The organism is Ruegeria arenilitoris (assembly GCF_013032445.1).
Classification (GTDB): domain Bacteria; phylum Pseudomonadota; class Alphaproteobacteria; order Rhodobacterales; family Rhodobacteraceae; genus Ruegeria; species Ruegeria arenilitoris_F.
On record NZ_WQCA01000014.1, the window covers coordinates 1 to 21385 of the forward strand.

The 21385-nt window shown below is 56.9% G+C and carries 21 protein-coding genes and 1 pseudogene; 11 read left to right on the plus strand and 11 right to left on the minus strand.

The genetic code is table 11. The annotated features are described in order from the left end of the window. The 6 genes from GOW98_RS19125 to GOW98_RS19150 all read right to left on the minus strand — a co-directional run. On the minus strand, window positions 1-544 hold a 544-nt coding region (locus GOW98_RS19125; RefSeq protein ID WP_170334982.1), incomplete at its 3' end, for a histidinol dehydrogenase. An 11-nt stretch (window positions 545-555) separates the two neighbouring features. Beyond that, on the minus strand, window positions 556-1086 hold the full coding sequence (locus tag GOW98_RS19130) for an ester cyclase (protein ID WP_170334984.1): 531 nt from the start codon (window positions 1084-1086) through the stop codon (window positions 556-558). Between the two features lie 135 nt (window positions 1087-1221). Further along, a complete protein-coding gene (locus GOW98_RS19135) occupies window positions 1222-2103 on the minus strand; it encodes a carbohydrate ABC transporter permease (protein WP_170334986.1) in 882 nt (293 codons plus the stop codon). 9 nt (window positions 2104-2112) lie between these two features. Beyond that, the gene (locus GOW98_RS19140; RefSeq protein ID WP_170334988.1) at window positions 2113-3144 is read right to left on the minus strand and encodes a carbohydrate ABC transporter permease; all 1032 of its coding nucleotides are present in this window, start codon (window positions 3142-3144) and stop codon (window positions 2113-2115) included. Between the two features lie 71 nt (window positions 3145-3215). Further along, complete coding sequence (locus tag GOW98_RS19145) at window positions 3216-4460, minus strand: ABC transporter substrate-binding protein (protein ID WP_170334990.1); 1245 nt, start codon at window positions 4458-4460, stop codon at window positions 3216-3218. 100 nt (window positions 4461-4560) lie between these two features. Beyond that, on the minus strand, window positions 4561-5607 hold the full coding sequence (locus tag GOW98_RS19150; RefSeq protein ID WP_170334992.1) for an ABC transporter ATP-binding protein: 1047 nt from the start codon (window positions 5605-5607) through the stop codon (window positions 4561-4563). An 84-nt stretch (window positions 5608-5691) separates the two neighbouring features. Here GOW98_RS19150 and GOW98_RS19155 point away from each other — a divergent pair, with 84 nt between their 5' ends. From GOW98_RS19155 to GOW98_RS19170, 4 genes are all read left to right on the plus strand, one after another. Further along, window positions 5692-6621: a LysR family transcriptional regulator gene (locus tag GOW98_RS19155; RefSeq protein WP_170334994.1), complete on the plus strand. Its 930-nt coding sequence runs from the start codon at window positions 5692-5694 to the stop codon at window positions 6619-6621. A gap of 266 nt (window positions 6622-6887) precedes the next feature. After that, window positions 6888-7793, plus strand: coding sequence for an ester cyclase (locus GOW98_RS19160; protein WP_367646871.1), 906 nt, complete (start codon window positions 6888-6890; stop codon window positions 7791-7793). Beyond that, entirely contained in the window at window positions 7790-8680 is an 891-nt protein-coding gene (locus GOW98_RS19165) for an amidohydrolase family protein (protein ID WP_170334998.1), read from the plus strand. The genes GOW98_RS19160 and GOW98_RS19165 overlap by 4 nt, the downstream gene beginning before the upstream one ends. Next, on the plus strand, window positions 8680-9147 hold the full coding sequence (locus GOW98_RS19170; RefSeq protein WP_170335000.1) for a thioesterase family protein: 468 nt from the start codon (window positions 8680-8682) through the stop codon (window positions 9145-9147). The genes GOW98_RS19165 and GOW98_RS19170 overlap by 1 nt, the downstream gene beginning before the upstream one ends. A gap of 267 nt (window positions 9148-9414) precedes the next feature. On the opposite strand, the gene GOW98_RS19175 is transcribed toward GOW98_RS19170, so the two are convergent. Then, window positions 9415-9801: a RidA family protein gene (locus GOW98_RS19175; RefSeq protein ID WP_170335003.1), complete on the minus strand. Its 387-nt coding sequence runs from the start codon at window positions 9799-9801 to the stop codon at window positions 9415-9417. 127 nt (window positions 9802-9928) lie between these two features. On the opposite strand from GOW98_RS19175, the gene GOW98_RS19180 reads away from it, so the two are divergent. The 7 genes from GOW98_RS19180 (at window position 9929) to GOW98_RS19210 (ending at window position 17232) form a co-directional block, all read left to right on the plus strand. Next, window positions 9929-10624: a glutamine amidotransferase-related protein gene (locus tag GOW98_RS19180; RefSeq protein WP_170335005.1), complete on the plus strand. Its 696-nt coding sequence runs from the start codon at window positions 9929-9931 to the stop codon at window positions 10622-10624. Continuing rightward, on the plus strand, window positions 10621-11412 hold the full coding sequence (locus tag GOW98_RS19185) for a creatininase family protein (RefSeq protein WP_170335007.1): 792 nt from the start codon (window positions 10621-10623) through the stop codon (window positions 11410-11412). Before GOW98_RS19180 ends, GOW98_RS19185 begins: the two co-directional genes overlap by 4 nt. After that, complete coding sequence (locus GOW98_RS19190) at window positions 11409-12650, plus strand: amidohydrolase family protein (protein WP_170335009.1); 1242 nt, start codon at window positions 11409-11411, stop codon at window positions 12648-12650. Before GOW98_RS19185 ends, GOW98_RS19190 begins: the two co-directional genes overlap by 4 nt. Beyond that, window positions 12644-14053 carry an FAD-binding oxidoreductase gene (locus GOW98_RS19195; protein WP_170335011.1) on the plus strand — a complete coding sequence of 470 codons (1410 nt, stop codon included), beginning with the start codon at window positions 12644-12646 and terminating at the stop codon, window positions 14051-14053. Before GOW98_RS19190 ends, GOW98_RS19195 begins: the two co-directional genes overlap by 7 nt. Window positions 14054-14057: 4 nt before the next feature. Further along, window positions 14058-14942 (plus strand): TauD/TfdA dioxygenase family protein, encoded by an 885-nt coding sequence (locus GOW98_RS19200; RefSeq protein ID WP_170335013.1) that lies wholly within the window; start codon window positions 14058-14060, stop codon window positions 14940-14942. 65 nt (window positions 14943-15007) lie between these two features. Next, window positions 15008-16672, plus strand: coding sequence for an ABC transporter substrate-binding protein (locus tag GOW98_RS19205; RefSeq protein WP_170335015.1), 1665 nt, complete (start codon window positions 15008-15010; stop codon window positions 16670-16672). 53 nt (window positions 16673-16725) lie between these two features. Next, window positions 16726-17232 carry a DUF2165 family protein gene (locus GOW98_RS19210; RefSeq protein ID WP_170335017.1) on the plus strand — a complete coding sequence of 169 codons (507 nt, stop codon included), beginning with the start codon at window positions 16726-16728 and terminating at the stop codon, window positions 17230-17232. Window positions 17233-17388: 156 nt separating this feature from the next. On the opposite strand, the pseudogene GOW98_RS25820 reads toward GOW98_RS19210, so the two are convergent. From GOW98_RS25820 to GOW98_RS19225, 4 genes and pseudogenes are all read right to left on the minus strand, one after another. Next, window positions 17389-17513, minus strand: a pseudogene (locus tag GOW98_RS25820) (IS5/IS1182 family transposase); the annotation flags it as partial. Window positions 17514-17560: 47 nt separating this feature from the next. Further along, window positions 17561-18145 carry a sarcosine oxidase subunit gamma gene (locus GOW98_RS19215; RefSeq protein ID WP_170335019.1) on the minus strand — a complete coding sequence of 195 codons (585 nt, stop codon included), beginning with the start codon at window positions 18143-18145 and terminating at the stop codon, window positions 17561-17563. Further along, a complete protein-coding gene (locus GOW98_RS19220) occupies window positions 18138-21095 on the minus strand; it encodes a sarcosine oxidase subunit alpha family protein (protein ID WP_170335021.1) in 2958 nt (985 codons plus the stop codon). The genes GOW98_RS19215 and GOW98_RS19220 overlap by 8 nt, the downstream gene beginning before the upstream one ends. Next, window positions 21092-21379, minus strand: coding sequence for a sarcosine oxidase subunit delta (locus tag GOW98_RS19225; RefSeq protein ID WP_170335023.1), 288 nt, complete (start codon window positions 21377-21379; stop codon window positions 21092-21094). The genes GOW98_RS19220 and GOW98_RS19225 overlap by 4 nt, the downstream gene beginning before the upstream one ends. Between the last annotated feature and the right edge of the window lie 6 nt (window positions 21380-21385).

Below are 21385 nucleotides of genomic sequence, written 5' to 3' on the forward strand. Positions count from 1 at the left end.
TGCCGCCCATGACATAAATCTCATGCGCGCCGCCCAGATGCATGGCCGCAATCACGGCAGCATTCGGTTTGCCCTGAAACGGCGGGGTGCAGGCAATGATACGCGGAACACCGGCCACCTTGGCCGTCGCCACTGACATATGCGCCGAAGCCACCATCGGGAACTTGCCGCCCGGCACGTAGCAACCAACCGACTGCACCGGGATGTTCTTGTGACCCAGAATCACGCCTGGCAGGGTTTCAACCTCGATATCCAACATCGAGTCGCGCTGCGCCTGCGCGAAGTTCATTACCTGCTTCTGTGCAAACTTGATGTCGACCAGTTCGCGCTCAGACAGCGAGGCGATCAGCTCGTCAATCTGTTCCTGGCTCAGGCGGAAGCTTTCCGGCGAGTAATTGTCGAACTTCTCCGACAATTCGCGCACTGCTGCGTCACCGCGGGTTTCGATGTCTTTCAGCGTCGCTTCAACGACGGCGCGTGTCTTGGCGTCATCCTCGGCCCGGTCGGCCTCGGGTTTGCCGCGTTTCAGATGTTCGATAGCCATTGTCCTAATCCTCAATTGTCGGGCCGAGGCGGAGTCTTTTCTCCCCGGTCGAATGTTTCCCAGCCTTCGCCGTTAAATAGGTCCACGCCCAGTTGAGCGGCGACATGGGCGAAATCGACATTCACCCAGTTGTCGACAATCTTGCCGTCGACGACTTTCCAGAAATCCATATAGCGGATCTCGACCCGCTTGCCGGTGGGCGCAATGCCCAGAAATTCACCGGAATGGGTTGCCTCTTGCCGGCCAAAGGCCGCAGCCCATTCACCCATGTAAAGCCGGGCTTCGTCGATGCAGGTCTTGTCGGAAAACGCAGCCTGGAATGGGCGCTGCCAGTTTTCCTGAAATTCCTTGAGCCCGGTCTTGGTGCCGTAGCCCTGGTTGCCCATCCAGCGAAACCCTTCCGTGAAAAACTCGCCAATGTCGTCAATGCGGTGGTCGTTCAGCCCATCGACCATCCCTTCGATCACCGCGCGGGTCTGGTCGGTTTTGCTCATGTCCGTGTCGCGTGTCAGCACGGCCTGTTCGGGGCGGGAGCCCTTCATCTTTCTCTTCCTTTTATGGTTACCAAGGGGTTTTCTGTATGGACGGGGAGGGTTAGTCGGCCGTCAGAAAATCCCTTGGCATCCGGTTGAGCGCCGGGTGGCGCCCAACTGCGTTATGTCTGGCGGCGGAGCTCACTAGCCCTTTACCGCTCCGGCGGTCAGACCGCTGACGATCTGGCGCTGGAAGAACAGGATCAGGACAAACAGCGGAGCGGTGGCAGAAACCACGGCAGCAACCGCGTACATGACCTTGCCTTCAACCTGGGTGGTGCCCATGAAGCTGTTGATGGCGGGAATGATGGTCTCATTCTCTTCACTCAGAAGCATCACGGCCACGGTAAAGTCGTTGTAGGCCAGCAGGAAACTGAACAGACCGGTGGTGATCACGCCGGGCCACATGACCGGGACGATTACATGCCGGAAGGCCTGGAACCGGGTGCAGCCATCGACCATGGCACTTTCGTCCATGTCCTTGGGGATGTTCTTGAAGAACGAGTGAAGCATCCACAGGGTAAAGGGTTGATTGATAGCCACAAGCACGATGATGGTTGTCGGCAGGATGCCCCAAACATTCCATTCAAAGAACCACAGCAAATAGCCCGAAACCAGTGTCATATGCGGCATCGCGCGGAACACAAGTGCGGCCATTAGGATCCAGAAGGCATAACGGAAACCGGACCGCGCCAACGCATACCCCCCGAGCGTTCCGAAGGTCAGCGAGATGAGCACGGTGAAGAAAACCACGATGCCGGTGTTCTTGAAGTTGAACCAGAAATCTTCCAGAATCCATGCCCCGTGATAGCCGGCACCGGTAAAGGCACTGCCGGTTTGCTCAATCGTGTTGGCACCGGTCAGGGCGTTCATCCAGTCGGCCTTGGACAAGAAGTCGGCCTGTACCTTGAAGCTGCCCCAGAAGGTCCAGAAGAACGGGAAGGCGGCAATTATCAGCCAGAGGGCCACGAAGCCGTAAGAGAACAGCTTTAGCGGGGTCATGCGGGATTGTGCTTTGGTCGCCATGTCGTGTCCTCAGTGAGATTTACGGGTGAAGTCGCGCCAGGTGCGAACAAGCACCGGTGACATCAGGATCAACGCAAGGATGATGGTAATCAGCGAGGTTGCACCTGCTGACGCATAGAGCGGATTGCCACTTTCGCGCAGGTCGTTGAAGATGATCCAGCTAAGCGACTGTGCATGGGCTTCGGCCTTGAAGCTGACGATTGGCTCAAAAACCCGGAAGTTGTCCATGATCAGCATGAGCGTCACAAACGAAACCAGCGGCATCAGGTGCGGAACGATCACGTGGATCAAGCGCTGCCACTTCGTCGCGCCATCGATCTGTGCCGCTTCCATCGTATCATCGGGGACGGTTTGCAGACCTGCGTAGAAGGTGATGAAACTGAACGGCAGGGTATGCCACACGCCGTAGACCATCAGCATGGTCCATGTCAGCGCCGTCGACGCCTTCAGGCTAAGTGACGGGTCATTGAATATCTGCTGAATGGTGGCGCCGATAACGCCGTCGCCATCGACCATCCAGAACAGGATCAGCGAGCCAACCAACGGAGTAACGAGAAACGGCAGAAGCGAGATAAAGATCGCAACCCCTTTGAGCGCACGGGGCAGAGTGTTGACACCTACGGCAATAGCCAGTCCCAGCGCCAGAACCAACGGCGTGACTATGAAGGTGTAGGCCAGGGTGAAGGTCAAGGCGCTGTAGAACGGCAAGTTATACACCTGAGACCAGAAATCGCCCAAGCTGTCAGAATTCGCCCACGCCTCTCCGATCTCTGCAAAGGCCAGGTGCGAACGGTTAATGTAGGTGCCCAGACCATTGAATTGGCCCAGCGGTTGTTCTGCACGTAGCTTTGCCGTTGCTTCGGTGTCGACGGTGGTGGTCGGGGTACATCCAAACGGCCCGCAGCTTTCAGAGACCAGCAGAACCTGCTCATGCTCGACAAAGAGCGATTGGACGAAAACCGAGACGATCGGCAGAGCAATGAACAGGATCATTGCGGAAAGCGTTGGCAGAATGAACCAGAAAAAGGTGCGGTGCTTCATGGCGTACGTCCCAGTTTTTAGTCCGAAAAAAGATGAGGGGGGCAGATTGCGCCCCCTCAAGTCGGGGAGAGTTACTTGAGAAAGCCAGCTTCTTTGGCCGAGGTCCGGTAAGCGGCTTCAACATCCGCCAAGGCCTGTTCAGCGCTTTCGTCACCCTTCAGGAAATCCGCAAGTTCCGAGCCGAGCGCCGCGTGCAGCAGACCCATCTGCGGAATCATCGGATATGGCTTGGCACCACCTTGCACGGTTGCGGCAACACCCGCCGCAGCCGGTCCGGGCTTGAACCCTTCAAGCAGCCAGACTGCATCGTCGTTGTTCGCAGCCACCATTTCCGGGGTCAGGCCGCTGATCAGCGCAGCAAAGGTGGCCTCTGCCTCTTCGTCCGACACGTTGGATGCTATGGTGATACCGTCCCACCACAACGTGGCTGCGGGGATCGATCCGCCACCAACGGTTGGCGCAGCAGACAGAACCGTGTTCGAAGTCACCTCTTCGGTGGACCCTTCATCATCCAGAATTGGCGCACCACGCGAACCCCACATGACGGCCAGAGCCGCCTGACCGGATTCCCAAAGGCCCTGCGTTTCATTCGACGCGTGGGTCAGGTGGTCAGGGTGGGCGTATTCCACCAGGGCCTTCATGGTTTCCAGCGCGGCCACACCCTTTTCGTTATTGATCGAAGGTTCAGCAGAACCAGGCTCAAAGAACTCACCGCCATGACCCAGATAGATCATGTTGAATACTTCTCCCACGTTCCAACCGGTCTGGAGGTTCATCGCGATCGGATGCTCCATGATACCGGCGGCACGGATTTTCTCGGCGGCCTCTATGACTTCTTCATACGTTGCCGGAATGCCGCCGACGCCAGCCTGTTCCAGAATATCCTTGCGTGAGAACAGGTGCTGCGAGTTGGCCATGAAGGCCACGGCCATGACGTTGCCATCAATGGTGATCAGCAAGTTCGGCGGAATGCTGTCCTTGTATTTTTCAACCAGATCATTCAGCGGCCGCACCAAACCGTCGTTCATCAGTTGGGTCAACGTCGAGTTGGCCAGGATCACCGATGTATATTCCGACGGATTTGGCGTCAGAGCGGCGTTCATGATCGAACGCGCTTCGGTGGTGTGGTTGGTGTTGAATTCAGCTGCAGCCCCACCACAATTGGCTTCAGCGGCTCCCGCGACTGCGTGGATTGCCGGGAAGTCGCTGGCGAGGATTCGAATGGATTGACCTTCCGGGCCACATTCGGCGGCGTAAGCTGCCGAACCCATCAGACCTACAAAAGCGGTTGCTGTAGCGATTTTTCTAAGGAACATTTCTGTCTCCCTGTTTTTCTGAGTTTTTTGAGTGCGTGGCCCGTTCACGCATGAGTTTCTAACGCCGGGGTTTGTCCCCGATCATAAAGCGGGGCCGTGTTCAGATCCGGGCACCGGTCTTGCCGTCAAACAGATGGCAGATTTCAGCTGGAACCGAGATTGAAACCATGTCGTCGATCTCTGCTCGGAAATTCTTGTCCGCTTTCACCGAAACCAGGGCACCGCCGACACGAACAGAAATCATGGTGGCATCGCCCAGCAATTCCTGCGTGTAGATAGGCGCGTTGATCTGCCCCTGTCCTTCGGCGGCAAGGCCGGCATCTTCGGCCCGGAAGCCCAATGTCATCGGGCCGTCCGGAGCGTTCAACCCCGTGATTTCGACGTTTTTGGCCGCAAACGTGCCACCCCGAACTTCGCCTTCCATAAGGTTCATTGCCGGATTACCGATAAAGCTGGCCACAAAGGTGTTGGCCGGGGTGTCGTAGATCTCGGTCGGGCTGCCAACCTGCTGCACAACACCATTCTTCATTACCACCACACGGTCGGCCAGCGTCATCGCCTCAATCTGGTCGTGCGTCACGTAGATCGTGGTCACCGCCAGTTCATGGCTGAGGTTCTTGATCTGCGCACGGGTCGACACGCGCAGCTTTGCGTCGAGGTTCGACAGCGGCTCATCCATCAGGAATACATTCGGTTCCCGCACGATGGCACGGGCCAACGCAACACGTTGGCGCTGACCGCCCGACAATTCTGCGGGCTTTCGGTGCAGGAAGTCGTCCAGTTCGACCATAGCGGATGCGCGGCGCACTTTTTCGTCATGGGTGGCGGGGTCGATGCCGCGAACCTTCAACGGGAACCGAATATTCTCGTAAACGTTCATGTTCGGATACAGAGCGTAAGATTGGAACACCATCGCGACGTCACGATCCTTGGGCTCCATGTCGTTGACACGGGCGCCGTCGATCAGGATGTCACCCTCACTGGCATCTTCCAGACCCGCGATCATACGCATCGTCGTGGTTTTGCCGCAGCCTGATGGACCAAGAAGAACCAGAAACTCTTTGTCGGAAATCGTCAGGTCGAAATTGTCGACCCCGACAAACGAACCCCAACGCTTTCCAACGTTGCGAAGTTGAATCTCGGCCATTGAGTCCCTCCCTGATGGGTCGCCGTGCATACGTATGCAAAGAGACTAGGCGAAGGACGATATTCAGTATAATGAAATCGTTCTATGGTAGATATAAACAAAATTAATTTGAGATTGATCGACACAACGGTGCTGTTGATCTTCCTCAGCCTTATGCGGCATCGCAAAGCAACAGAGGTTGCACGCGAGATGGGATTGACCCAACCGGCTGTCAGCCATGCCTTGAAACGACTTCGCATGCTCTATGAGGATCCGCTTTTTCTGCGCCGCGCGCACGGGCTCGAACCGACATCGCTGGCGCATGAATTGGAACCCAAAATTCGCAGGATTGTACGGCTGCTTTCAGAAACGCTCGAAGACCCGGAAAAATTCGACCCACTTTCCACTGCGACCGACCTCAGGATCGGCGCGTTCGATTACGAACTGACGAGTGTGATACCAAAGCTTGTTGCCGAAATGCGCAACCTCAGCCCAAACATTGATGTACAGGCCTATCCATTCGTCTATAGCGAGGCGCTCGACGCTCTTGTGCATGGACGGATCGACCTCGCCATTGGATACTTTGATATTCCACAAAAAAGCGAGGCGTCTTTTGTTGTCGAGGACCTCTATACAGAGCACTACGTTCTGGCTGGTCGCCGCGACCACCCTCTGTTGACTGCAAACCCGACACTCGATGACATGGCGCAAGTGGACCACCTGCTTGTGTCGCCCCACGGTCTGATCAGAAACAGGGTGGACGAAGCGTTGCGAATTCAAGGCTACAAAAGAAATATTCGCACGGTCGTTCCCTCGCTTTTTTCGGCGCTCTCGATCATCGAAAAATCGGATCTTGTCGTAACGCTGCCCGAGCGTGTCGCCCAAACCAATGGACAACGTTTCGATATCGTCCACAGACCATTGCCGATAGAGGTCGGCGGTTTTCAACTGCAAGCTGTTCGACACGCACGCAATGCCAACAGTCCGCTCCACTTTTGGCTGCTCGAAAACTTGCGCCGGGTTGCGTCCCTTTAGGTGTTCGGGACTGCGACCAGAACAGCCCTATCCTACCGCCTGAACATGCGTGGTTCGACTGTACCTGAATTCACAAGTGCGTGGCCTTCGTCTGCGAATGTACTGGACATGCAAGGTTTGGATCGACAAGTACACATGCTGCAAACAGGCGAAAAACTCGGGAAAAAGCTGTGAGCTTTCAGGAAGAAAAACAATTCGTTCGAGACCTTTATACTATATTGGACGGTACTTCTCCGGATCGAATCGGATCGATACTTTCCGAAGTAATGACACCCGATGCGCTGTGGCGCGGGTTCCATCCGTTCGGCGAATTGACCGGATCGGACGCACTGGCTGAAAAATTCTGGACGCCGCTGCGCCTGTCACTGACACAGATGCAACGGCGGCAGGACGTCTTCTTTGCAGGGCGCAACGAGATGGACGGGTTCACAGGCACCTGGGTAGTATCGATGGGTCACTTGATGGGCCTCTTTGATCGGCCCTGGCTGGGCATCGCGCCTACCGGAAAGATGACTTTTCTGCGCTACTGCGAGTTCAACAAGGTCGAAAATGGCCGCATCGTGGAAACCGCGATGTATTTCGACATTCCGCACCTGATGATGCAGGCAGGGCTCAACCCCTTCCCGCCGCAGACAGCGGCGCATCTGGTACAGCCCGGCCCGCTGACCCACGACGGATTGCTCTACGATGATGCACCTGAGGCTGAGGGTCAGGCCACGCTTGCCGCCATAAATGCCATGATCGGCGATTTGGGTACCTGGCAGTCGGGTCTTTCGATCGAAGATGAACTCACCCAAACCTGGCATGACGACATGATCTGGTGGGGCCCTGCCGGGATCGGTGCGACCTATACGATCGAGCGCTATGCAAAGCAGCACTCAGGCCCGTTCCGCGCATCCTTCACGGACCGTTCAAAGACCAAACACATCTGCCGCATGGCTGAAGGCCACTATGGCGGCTTTTTTGGCTGGCCGAATTTCACGGCGCGGCCCACCGGCGGGTTCATGGGCATGCCCGCCACCGACAAGGCCGGTGAATTCCGCGTGATCGACATCTATCGTCGCGAGGGCGACAAGCTGGTCGAAAACTGGATCTTTATCGACCTGCTGCATTTCTGGAAACAACAGGGTGTAGATATTCTTGGGCGCATGGCGGAAGTACCGCGGACATGACCGACTGGATCGACGCGCATCACCACCTTTGGGACCTTGAGGCGGTGCTCTATCCCTGGCTGATGGCACGCGGAGTGGAAAGGTTCTTTGGCGACCCGACGCTGATTCAGCGAGACTATATGCTGCGCGAGTTCCGATCCGAAGCCGTACCCTGCGGAGTCGGTGCTTCGATCCACATCCAGGTGGAGGCAGAAAACGGTCTGGACGAAGCCCGGTGGGTCCAAACCGTCGCTGATACCAATCCAGACTGGCCGATGGCGCAAGTTGTGTTCTGCGACCTGACCTCGACCGACCTGCCCAATCAGCTTGACACGTTTCAGGACCTTCCAACTGTGCGTGGCGTGCGCCAGATCGTTGGCCGGGCACCCGGAGAGGACGTGCAGACAGGTACCAATCTTTTGCTGGACGATCCGCGATTTCTGGTCGGACTGCAGGAGGCCGGACGGCGCGGTCTCAGCTTTGATCTGCAGCTCATTCCTGAGTTGTTGGAGAAAACGGCAGGGGTATTGGCGCAGGCTCCTGACGCCCGGGTTGCGCTGTGTCACGCAGGCTCACCGCATGACCGCAGCCCGGCGGGCCTGAACGACTGGGCTCAGAGACTATACGCGCTGTCCGATCTACCGCATGTCTCGTGCAAGCTCTCCGGTCTGGGCATGTTCGATCACAACTGGACGCCTGAAAGCATTCGCCCGATTGTCGAAGCCTGTCTTGAACAATTCGGACCTGAGAGGGTCATGTTTGGCTCAAATTTCCCGGTCGACAAGCTTTACGGCGATTACGCCTCTCTGATGCAGGCCTACCATGATCTGGTGCCCGCTGAGGTGCATTCGGCGGTGTTCAGAGAAACCGCAGTACGTTTCTATGATCTTGAGGTGCCCCGAGATTGATGTTCATCTTTGAAACCACGGTGAAGCCTGAATGGATCGACTACAATGGCCACATGCAAGACGCCTATTACGGGCTGGTGTTCAGTTACGCCGTCGATGCAATACAGGATGAGGTCGGTTTCGATGCTGATTATCGCGCACGCACCGGGTGCACGATTTACCTGCTTGAAGACCACAAATATTATCTGAAGGAAGTGAAGGAAGCCGACCATCTTCGCACCGAAACGCGAATTTTGAAGTGTGATGAAAAGCGCTTTCACTTGCATATGGAAATGCTCAGAGACGGTGATCTCGCAGCGGTCGGTGAATTCATAGAGCTTCACGTCCGGCAAAAGCCAAGCCCTCATGCGGCACCGATACCGGATGAGATTCTGCAGCGATTGCAGACAGCGATGCTGCCGTCTGTCGATGCGGCAGAACTAAAGCACCGGTCACGTTCGATGACGATCGCACGCAACTCACGCTAAACTTGATACCGACACAAGTGATTGAATGACCCTCCTCCACCGGAATGGTCAGAAACGTAAGAACCACATGGCGAACAAGCGACAGTCCCGGGCGAGACCCGGTGGAATATGCACGGAGCGAGGACAGCCACATAAGGCGATGCCAACTTGATTACGTGTAAGCAGCCAAGCGGAAGCCTGCCTGAAGAAAGGCGTCTGAAGTCGCCAAGACAGTATCTTCAGACTGACGTTGCTTTGCGTCTGGCAGGGCAAGTCCGAAAGCGAGTATTACTTTGCGGCCATGACCTCCACTTCGACTTTGAACTCTTCGCGCGTGAACCCTGAAACGATCACCAAGGTTGAACTTGGGACCCGCCCGGTTCCGGCCAGAAATTCGTCCCGTGCACGCATGTAATCAGCCATGTATTCGCGGCTGGTTACGTAAGCTGAAATATGGGCAACATCGGAGGGTTCCATTTTTCCATCGCGCAGGATTTCGCGGATGCTTTCGAAACAAATCACGGCCTGTTCATAGCAACTTTCCGGGATCGAATCATCGGTCCGGATACCGAGCTGACCAGAGGTGACAACCATCCGTTTCCCAGCCGGTATCTCGGTGCCATGGACATAATTACCAAATGGAGGTCGAATGGACTTTGGCGTTAAGGTTTTCATTTTGTTGCTCAATTTCAGATCACACAAAAGGCTTGCAAGATAGCTGTGAGTTTGCAAGCCTAAAGAAACTCTCTGGCACAGATCAATATCAGGGCCACGCAAACCAATTCTCTGAAGGAGGGAGAATATGGCACCGCGTGTCCTTTTGGTGCGCCATGGCGATGAGCCCAACGATGACCGAGTCGTCACCTGGCTAGCTGCAAACGGCTATGAAGCCGTAACACGCAAACCCTTTTCCGGGGACCGTCTGGATAATGTCGGCGAGGTTGCCGCCTCGGTGATCTATGGTGGTCTGTTCGATGTTTTTGAAACATCAAAACACCCCTTCCTGCTTGAGGAAGATCGTTGGATCAGCCAATGCCTGGATCAGGGAATTCCACTGCTGGGCATCTGTCAGGGATGTCAGCAAATTGCCTATCACCTGGGCGCCTGGGCCGGGGCACCGGAAGAAGAGTGCTTCGAGTTCGGATACTACCCGCTTGAGCCCACGGAAGAGGCGGGAAGCTTTCTTGCGAAGCCGCTGGTCGTCACCCAGGCGCATTATCACACCTTTGATCTGCCCGAAGGGGCGGTCCGGCTTGCCGGCAATGCCCAATACCCGAACCAGGCCTTTCGTTATGGCGATAACGTCTACGGCTTTCAATTCCATGCTGAAGTCACGCCAACTGGGTTCCGCCGCTGGCAGGATAGCAAGAAACATGTGTACGGAAGGCCAGGTGTGCAGGATGAGCAGACGCAGAACCGGTTGATGGATGCGCACGATGCGGCGCAGGGGCGTTGGTTCAACGGGTTTCTTGACAGTTTCCTGGGGCGGGCGGCATGAGTGTTCAAGGTCATTGGGCCGATCTGAAGGCACCTGATTTCGGGGCTTTGCCATCTGACACGGTAGCGGTGCTGCCACTGGGCGCGACCGAACAGCATGGTCCGCACCTTCCGCTTTCGGTCGATACTGACCTGACACAAGATGCGGTCGCGCGAATGCTGACTAACCTCAGCGCAGAGCAATCGGTACTGGTGCTACCCGCGCTGACAATCACCAAAAGCAGCGAACACAACCATTTCCCCGGCACTCTGAGCCTGTCTCCTGAAACGCTTTTGGCCGTTCTGCGCGATATCGGCGCTTCGGTGGCGCAGGCCGGGGTTGAGCGTCTGGTCCTGTTCAACGGGCACGGCGGCAATACCGCGTTGTTGCAGGTCGCTGCGCGTGAGTTGCGGATCGACCACAATTTGATTGTGGCGGTGTGTTCGTGGTCCGGTTTCGCCGAAACCGAGGGGCTGTTCGATCCGACCTCCTATGCCGTGGACCTGCATGCCGGCGACAGCGAAACCTCAGCCATGTTAGCGACCCGGCCCGGTCTGGTGGACATGGGCAAGGCGGAGAATTTTCGCACAGCGATGGAAGATTGGCAGCAAGAGTTCAAGTTCATCGGCCTGACCGGCCAGCCAGCCGCCCCCGGGTGGATTGCAGGTGATCTTAACCCCGATGGTGTATGTGGCGATGCCTCTTCCGCCACTGTGGAAAAAGGCGAGGCGATGCTGGCCTCCGCCGGGCGCAATTTCGCGCTGTTTCTCGCCGAGTTTGCCCGGTTCGACCACAGGAGCAACTCATGAGAGATGCAGTTCCTTCCATCGCACGGTTGCCCGGTGTTCTGGTCCCCATCTCGCTGCTGGCGGACAAGAAGTTAGGTGGGCAGCGTCAAAGCGATTGCCTGGTGGGCGATCTGATAATCCGCGATGGCCGTGTGGTAGGGCTGGAACCTGCCAGCGCATCTCCGACCTGCCTTGTCCTGCCCAAGTTTTCTGAACCGCATGTACATCTTGACAAATGCCACACCATCGACCGGATGGATGGCGTGGGCGGCGGGCTGGCCGAGGCCATTGAGGCCCAGGCGCTGGACCGCGAGAACTGGACCGAAGCTGATATCCGCGCGCGTGCGGGGCGCGGGTTGCAGGAATTACTGAATGCGGGCTGTGCCACCATTCGCACGCATGTGGATTGGGGCACACCCACCGATCCGGCGGCCACTCCCTTGGCGTGGGGCATCATAGGGGAATTGGCCGAAGACCTGCCTGACGGTATTGTCATGCAACGCGCGGCGCTGACCGATGTGGCCCGAATGACCGAGGATGATTACGCCGCGCTTTGTGCCCGTCAGGTGTCGCAGGCAAATGCGGTCCTGGGCGCGTTTGTTCTGGACCAGCCCAACCGGCGTGAGGGTATCCTCAGCACATTCCGCATCGCGGAAAAGATTGATGCCGCGCTTGATTTTCACGTCGATGAGGGGCTGGAATCCGGCCTGGGCGGGCTGGAGGTGATCGCGGATGCCGCGCTGGAAACCGGGTTTCAGGGCCCTGTGCTGTGCGGTCATGCCTGTAGCCTGATGAACTTTGAAGACCCTGACGTTCAGCGCATCGCTGACAAACTGGCACGGGCCGAAATTTCCGTCGCTGCTTTGCCCGCGACAAACCTCTATCTTCAGGGCCGCAGCGACGGAACACCGGATCGTCGTGGCATCACCCGTATTCGCGAATTGCAGGATGCGGGCGTCAACGTCGTACTGGGTGCCGACAATGTCCGCGACGCCTTCTGCCCGCTGGGCAGCCATAACCCGCTGGCAACCCTTTCGCTGGCCGCTCTGGCGGCGCATCTGGACCCGCCGTTTGGCAGCCATCTTCCAATGATCACCACCAGCGCGCGCCGCGCGCTTGGCCTTGCCCCCGTAACCGTCGATGGGGCCGCAATCGGGGATCTGCAACTGTTCGACGCCCCCTCGGTCACGGCCATTCTGGGCAACGGCAGCTCGCCGCGCCCGTTGGCCGTGGCCTTGCAAGGAGAACAAAAATGGTAGCGAAAACCATGGACCGCACCGAAACCGACTGGGACGCCTTTGCCGCCAGCCTGACCCCGGTCGAGGTGATCTCGGAACCTGTGCTGGTCAAGAAACGCTCGCGGGATTTCTTCTGGTACAGCCCGTTGCTGAACGCGCAGCTCAGAAAGTGCTTTGGCGATCTGGTGGCGGTCCCAAAGACCACGTCCGAGATGCGTCACTGCCTGCAACGCGCCTATGAGGAAGACCTGCCCGTTACCCTGCGCGGCGGAGGGACCGGGAATTATGGACAGGCGGTGCCCCTGAAGGGCGGGTTGATCATCGAATCCACGGCGATGAACAAGATCCTTGAGATAGGTGAAGGATATGTGCGCGCCGAGGCTGGTGCGCTGATGGCGGATGTGAACGCGGCGTTGATGGCGCAGGGCTGGGAAATGACCATGTTCCCGTCGACGCAGGATATCGCCACCATTGGCGGCTTTGTCGCCGGTGGGTCCGCCGGTATCGGCTCGATTGCTAACGGGGCTTTACGCGAAAAGGGCAACATCATCCAGCTCAAGGCGCTGTCGATGGAGGCACACCCGCAAGAGCATATATTCGACGCCGAAGAGGCGCTACAGATTCACCATGCTTGGGGGTTGAACGGAGTCATCACCGAAGTCACCCTGCGCACCGTGCCGCACCGCGACTGGGTCGGCTGCATGGCGACTTTTGATACTTACCGGGATTGCTATGCCGCAGGTTACGCCCTGGCTTCTGCGTCAGATATCGGCCGAAAACTGGCCAGTACGGTCGAAGCGCGGATCGTCGAGTATTTTCCGCGCCTCAAAGGACACATTCGGGAAGGCAAGCATCTGCTGGTCTCGCTGGTTCCGGCCGAGGATATGGAGGCGTTCCGAAAGCTGATCTCGGATCAGGGCGGCCATCTGGACCTTGCGATGACGGATGCAGAACGTCAGGCGGTAAAAATACCGCATGTTTTCGAGTTTGCGTATAACCACACGACATTGCAGGTGCTGAAGGCCGACCGCTCGGCCACCTATCAGCAGATCGGCGTACCCGATCCTGCGGACGCCGATGCGGTTGCCGCCGTGGGTGCCGCTCTTGGCGACGACGTCTGGCAGCACCACGAATTCGCCCTGCTGGACGGCAAGATCGTGGCCTTTGACCTGCCGATCATCTGGTTCAAGGACGAGGCACGGCTGCGCGAGATCGACGGCATCTATCAGCAGCACAACCACAGCGTTGCGGATGCGCATACTTATCATGTCGAAGGTGGCGGGCTGAAGAACGCCGACTATCGCCATCTGGCGTGGAAAAAAAGGATGGACCCCAAGGGACTGCTGAACCCCGGCAAGTCACGGGCCTGGGAAGAGATCAAACACCTCTCCGCTGAGGAAATCGAAGCAAAGGCAAAGGGTTAAGAACATGACGACCATTCAGACAAAACCGCTGACACCGCAGTTCGGGGTCGAGGTCTCTGGGATCGATCTGGCGGGCGTGCGGGCTGACAATCTGTTCCCTGAGTTGCGTGCGCTGTTCGAAGAACATTCCGCCCTGCTGTTTCGCGGGCAGGACGTGAGCGACGAACAACACATGGCGCTTGCGAAACTGTTCGGTCCGATCGAGGACCGGCAGGCGGATGAACGCAAGCCCGGCGAGAAGTTCGAAGTTCCCAAGGTGTCGAACGTGCAGGAAGACGGCTCAACCACCGGTGAAATGGACCTCAAGACGCTGAACCTGAAATCGAACTTCCTGTGGCATTCCGACAGCACTTTTCTGCCCACCCCGGCGCTAACCAATATCCTGATCGGTCGGGTCGTCACCACCGAAGGCGGCGCGACCGAGCTTGCCAGCACCCGCGCTGCCTGGGCAGCGATGCCTGAAGAGTTGAAGGAGCGCGTTCGCAACCGCGGCATCTGGCACCGCTACAGCCATTCACGGCGAAAGATTTCTCCGGAACTGGCAAAGTTGCCAATGTTCAATAAATGGCCCGACCAGCACTGGAATGCTGTGTGGCAGAACCCGACTAACGGGCAGGAGGCACTCTATGTCGCAAGCCATGCCTTCAAAGTCGACGGCTATGACGAGACCGAAAGCCAGGCGCTTCTGGACGAGTTGATTGCGTTCTGTACACAGCCGGAATTCGTTTATTCCCATCGGTGGAACGTTGGCGATGTGCTGATCTGGGATCAGCGCGCCGTCATGCATCGCGGTACTCCCTGGCCCTATGAACAGCCTCGCACGCTGTCGAGCATCTGCAGTACAGCCACCGAAACAGACGGTATCGATCTAATCCGCGTTCCGGCCTGAACCGGAACAACCAAACCCCGCCTTGCGGGCGGTCCACCTCACGACCCAACAGAGAGGAAAGGCAAATGACGTTTAAAACACGCAGCGGCAACCCACTGCCGGAAACCCTGATAAACTCGGCGCCGAAATCCGACGCCGAGCCGGTCTCACGGCGCGAGTTTCTGGCAACCGCGTGTAGCTTTGGCGCAAGTGCCGCAACAGCCTATGCCATGATGGGAATGGCCGCCCCTGCCCGAGCGGCCACCGATGCGCAAATGGGCGGCACCGTCCGCATCCAACAGCAGCTGGTGACAATGCGCGATCCGCGCAAATTCGATTTCAACTCGCTGGCGACCTTCACGCGCGGCTGGCTGGAATATCTGGTCCAGTACAACTCGGACGGCACGTTCACCCCGATCCTGTTGGAGAGCTGGGAAATCAACGATGATGCCACCGAATATGTTCTGAACGTCCGCAAGGGTGTGAAGTGGAACAATGGCGATGATTTCACCGCTGATGATGTTGCCTTCAACATCGAACGTTTTTGCTACAGCACCGTTGAAGGCAATGCCATGGCGAATAAGTTCGCGGTGATCGTTGATCCGGACAGCGGCAAAATGATGGACGGTGTTCTGGAGGTTGTCGACAGCCATACCATTCGCCTGACCCTGCCGCGGTCGGATATTTCGCTGATTGCTGGTCTGGCGGACTATCCCGCAGCCATCGTTCACCCAAGTTTCGACGAAGCCAGCATGCTCGACAACGCGATCGGCACGGGCGCTTATCTGCCGGAAAGCTACAGTGTCGGAGACAGTGCAGCACTGGTGCGAAATGAAGGGCATGAATGGTGGAATGCCGGCAATGGCGCTTATATGGACCGGGTCGAATTCATCGATTTTGGGGCCGACCCAAGCGCCTATTTCGCCGGGGCCGAAGCCGATGAGTATGACGTCACTTACGACACCGAGGGCGACTATATCGCTGCATTCGACAGCCTGGACGGCTGGACCAAAAACGAAGTGGACACCGCCGCCACAGTGTTGGCGCGGTGCAATCAGCAGACCGAGGTCGACGGCAAGAAGATCTATGCAGATGCCCGCGTGCGCCGCGCGCTGGCCCTGGCGGTCGACAACGCCACGGTTCTGGAGCTTGCCTATAACAATCTGGGCAGCGTCGCCGAAAACCACCACGTCTCGCCCAAGCATCCCGAATATGCCGATATCGGCGCCCCAAAGCGCGATGCCGCGGCTGCCATGGCCTTGTTGGGAGAAGCCGGGATGAGCGATTACGAGTTCGACCTTATCACACTCGATAGCGCATTCTGGAAGGCCACGGGCGATGCGATTGCCGGTCAGTTGCGTGACACGGGCATCAAGGTGAAACGCACGGTCTATCCGTCTTCGACCTTCTGGAACGAATGGGCGACATACCCCTTCTCGGTCACCAACTGGAACCACCGCCCGCTTGGCATCCAGACATACGCGCTGGCTTACAAAAGCGGCGCGAGCTGGAGCGAGACAGGTTTCGAAAATGCCGAGTTCGACGCGCTGGTCGATCAGGCTCTGGCCACGCCGGACCCGGATGCCCGGCGCGAGATCATGACCAAGCTGGAACAGATCATGATTGATCAAGGCGTGATCATCCAGCCCTACTGGCGGGCGCTCCACAACCACTGCAAAAGCAACCTGAAAGGGGCCGCGGTGCATATTTCGAACGAGCTTTACCCACAATACATGTATTGGGAATCCTAAACCTTGCTGCCTGTCCGGGCCGGTCCCGGGCAGGCAAGAATCACGGATAGAAGATGCTGGATACTGTTTTACTTGTTGCCGGGTGCATCAACCTGGCGTTCATGGCGGCTTGGCTGACGATAGGTGTGTTCGAGAACCTGTTTCACCCGTTCTTGAACGAAACCTATACGGCGCAGGTCATGGATATGGAGAGGATGCGTGAGGAATATCCGGAAGCCTACGTGCATGTTGCTTATCGGAGGCTCACCAACCGTAAGATCCGACGCCGATTGTTCTCGTTCATCGTCGGCTGGGAAATTTTGGCCGTCGCCGGGCTTTGGCTTGGTGTGGGAGCGTTGGCCGGCGCAGCCTCGGGCCTTGTCGTTATTTCGACAGGACTGTCGCTGGGCTTGATTGGCGCAATGATGTTCTGCGCCACCTGGGCCGGTTTTCTGATCGCAGGGAACTACTTTTGCTACTGGTTCGGGCATGAAGGAGGTCAGAATACTCACTTCCAGATGCTGCTTTGGGGCCTTGCCAATTGCGTTGGGCTGGTCGCGCTGGCCATTTATTTTGCCTGACCTCTTTCGCGCATCAGGCAACAGGGTAACCAGTTTGGAAGTTGCCCCCTCAATTCTGAGTTTGCCGATCGGTTCATCTGAGTTGACGGTAGCGGGGCTTTTCAAACAGTAAATTGCAGAAAGGTTCGATTGCAACATACAGTTCTGTTGCTGGTCTATCCCTTTGTCTTTCAAGGCGTCTCGGAACTTGTCGCTACCACAGCGCGGTCCCCGAGCAACCAGTCAGCTTTTGGTAAGCCGCTGAGAAGTGCCCGCGCGCCAATGCGATCGCTAATTCTCCCAATTAATACCCACTCCCGGGAAAATCTCGATGTAATCATTTTTCCGGCTACTGAGCTTTGCGCACTGAGCTCAAAGTCCGCGCGGATGCTTGCAGCGCATGCAGCACATCACTGGCCACTGAAACAGGTCCTATGATTTCATATTCAAATACTTCTTCACGACACAGGACAAAGCAGCCGGTATGCTCAATCAGTGTTTTGACGACCTGCCCTTGCACCAAAGCAGAAACATCAACAGTGCAAAGGAACTGAAAAATCTCGACGCTTTGTGGACCACTTAACCGGAAGCGACACCAGCCATCTGTCTGATCTGTCACAGACGCCGCGTCACCGACGATCTCTTTTATCTTAACAGCAAGGCAACTTTTTGCATCATGCGGCGCGTCAAACATCCACTGATCCGAGGCAGTCCAGAATGCGCCGAAGTCCCCATTCACGGTAAACTCAGAAACGCCGGGCAGCTTTAGATCCAGCTTTTCGGACACGCGCGACATCAGATCCTGATTTCGGCCATGGCGGCTGCTGATCGATACCATTGCCCGGTCAAAGACTTCGCCGATCGTAAGGCCTTCGTACTGCTCTTGTTGCGGAGTTGTTGCCCCCAAAGGGGTGATTGGGTTCAGGTCAAGCACGGAGACGGTCTCCTTCTGGGTCAACAAAATGGGCGCTTACGACTTCGACTTCGATTTCGCTTTCTTGCAGTGGGTTTACTGCCCGAACCAGTTCACCGATCCGCCCAGATCCGTTTTTCAGGAACCCGATCGCAATCGAGTGCCCCAAGGTCGCCGAGAAACCGGCTGAGGTGATGTAACCCTGATCGTTTTTTATGTCAGTCGGTTCGTCCTTGTTCATCAAGTGCGCGCCCCCAACAATTTTGTCAGTGCGATTGACGGGTTTGAACCCAACCAATCGCAGCCCTTCAGGGTCAGCCAATTCTTCGCGGGTACTTAGAACCTGACCTATACAGTCCTTTTTCCTGTTCACCATTTTCCCCAGACCGAGGTTCAGCGCGGTAGTGGTTCCGTTCAATTCGTTGCCGATGGCATGACCTTTTTCGATCCGAAGAACGTCAAGCGCCTCGGTGCCATAGGGTGCAACGCCAAACTCTTCTCCGGCGGCCATCAGGGCGCGGATCAGCGCGTCACCATATCGACGGGGAACCGCAATTTCATAAGCCAGCTCGCCGCTGAACGAGATCCGGAACAAACGGGCCTTGAAACCGCCGCACACCGTAATTTCGCCACATGCCATAAACGGAAATGCTTCATTCGAAATATCAAACTCGGCATCCACGATCTTTCGCAACAGATCACGTGAACGGGGACCAGCGACGGCATATTGAGCCCAGGCCTCCGTGGTCGAAATGAGCTGCACATCCAGTTCCGGCCACAGGCATTGCCGGGCAAATTCCATGTTTCGGTATACAAGCACAGCATTTGCCGTGGTTGTCGTTACGACAAAATGATCCTCTGCAAGGCGCGCGGCTGTGCCGTCGTCATAGACGATACCATCTTCGCGCAACATCAAGCCATAGCGCGTCTTACCTACCGGCAGTTTGGCGAATGCGTTCGCGTAAACTTTGTTCAAAAACTCTGCGGCGTCGGTACCCTGCACGTCAATCTTGCCAAGGGTCGAAACATCGCAGAGACCTACCCGAGATCGGACGGTCGTAACTTCCCGGTTCACAGTTTCTTGCCAGGTCTTTTCGCCGGGCTTCTTGAACCAACGCGCGCGCAGCCAATTTCCGGCCTCAACAAACTCGGCACCAAGCTCTTGCGCCCAGACATGACTAGGTGTTTTGCGCGTTGGCGCCAGATGCCTGCCTGTTGTGCTTCCGGCCAATGTGCCAAGAGCGATTGGCGTATAAGGCGGACGGAAGATCGTTGTCCCAGTTTCCGGGATCGACGCCCCGGTCATCTCTGACATAACCGCCAGCCCTAGAACATTGGCCGTTTTCCCTTGATCCGTCGCCATACCAAGGGTGGTGTAGCGTTTCAGATGCTCAGGGGATTTGTAACCTTCCTGATGCGCCAGTCGCACATCCTTGACTGTCACATCATTCTGATAATCTAGCCATGCCCGTCCACGCCCCTCTTTGACAAACCAGAAGGGCTTGAGGTTCATGGCCGAATCCTCGGCCTCGGGCAGCGCAACCGTGGGTGCCTGAATATCAAGATCCAAAAGCGCTTTCTTCGCGGTTTTCATGCCAGTTTTCAGCGCAGCAGCGGTCGAGAAGACACCATTGGCTGCACCCGCCACCGACAACCCAACCGGCAACTTTGTGTCGGGTACGAAGGCGGCTATTTCGTCATCCCATATAGGTCGGCCGCGCTGATGACAGGTCAGATGAACGTTAGGGTTCCACCCTCCTGACACAGCCAGAGCGCCACAGTCGATGGTTCTGATTTCACCGTTGGACAGGCGCAGTTTGACACTTTCGAGCCCCAACTTGCCCGTGCTGTCGACGACCTGAGCCCCCTTGAACAGTTCAGCACCATCCACATCGGGCGCGTCGTGACGCACATCGATAACTGCTGAAACATTGACGTCTTTGGCAAGCAGGTCTTTTGCCGTGCGGTGGCCATCGTCATTATTGGTAAAAACCGCAACGGTTTGAGCCGGTGCAGCAGCCCATCGGTTGACATAGGCCCGCACCGCACCAGCCAGCATAATCCCTGGTCGATCATTGTTTTCGAACGCAATGGGTCGCTCTGTTGCACCCGCACACAGCACCGCCTTTCGGGCATAGATGCGCCAGTGGATTTGCCGGGGTGTCCCGGCGGGTGGTTCTGCCAAATGGTCTGCCACACGCTCGACAACGCCATAGGTACCATGGTCATAAGCACCGTGAACGGTTGCACGCTTCATCAAACGCACGTTTGGCAGGGCACCCAGTTCTTCCAGAACCCCGGCGACCCATTCGGCGCCGGACTGGTTGACGAAAGAAGAGCTTTCAGCAATCAGTCGCCCTCCCATCTCAAAATCTTCTTCCGCAAGAACCACGCGCGCGCCCGCGCGCGCAGCTGTCAGCGCCGCCGCCAGACCCGCAGGGCCCGACCCAACAATCAGCAAATCGCAGTGCAGATAACCATGCTCATACGTATCCGGGTCAGGATCAAGCGACACGCTCCCGAGGCCTGCGGCTTTGCGGATGATCGGCTCGTAAAGCTTTTCCCACAAGGGGGCCGGCCACATGAATGTCTTGTAATAGAAACCTGCCGACAGAAAATTGCTAAGCCGATCATTGATCGCCATAAAGTCATGCTTCAATGACGGAAATCGGTTCTGCGAACGGGCGGAAAGGCCGCCAAACAGCTCGGTAACAGTTGCACGTGTATTCGGTTCCTGCCGTCCCCGAGTGCGGAGTTCGACCAAAGCGTTCGGCTCTTCAGACCCAGACGCAATAACACCGCGAGGCCGGTGATACTTGAACGATCGTCCCATGAGCCGGACGCCATTGGCCAAAAGTGCGGACGCAAGGGTATCTCCTTGGTATCCGGCGTACTCTTTTCCATCAAAGGTGAAGTTCAGGGGGCTGCCGCGACTAATCAGGCCACCGTTCAAACGATTCAACTGAGTCATTTCTTGTGATCTTTCCGATCAGCGACGTCCTGCGCCAGCTCGACCTTGGAGATTTCGTGGGTAAGTGTGTTGCGCGTCACCACCAGCCACGAACGATCCCCGGCTTCGTGATACCACAACTCTCTGTGCTCGCCGGCCGGATTGTCACGCAGATAAAGATAGTCGTGGAATTTCTGCAGAGCACTCACGTCATGCCAATCCGGACGATCCAACAGACTCGCATCGCCCAGATAGGAAAATTCCTGAGAATCCCGCGGCCCCAAAAGCGGATGATTTATAATCATGATACG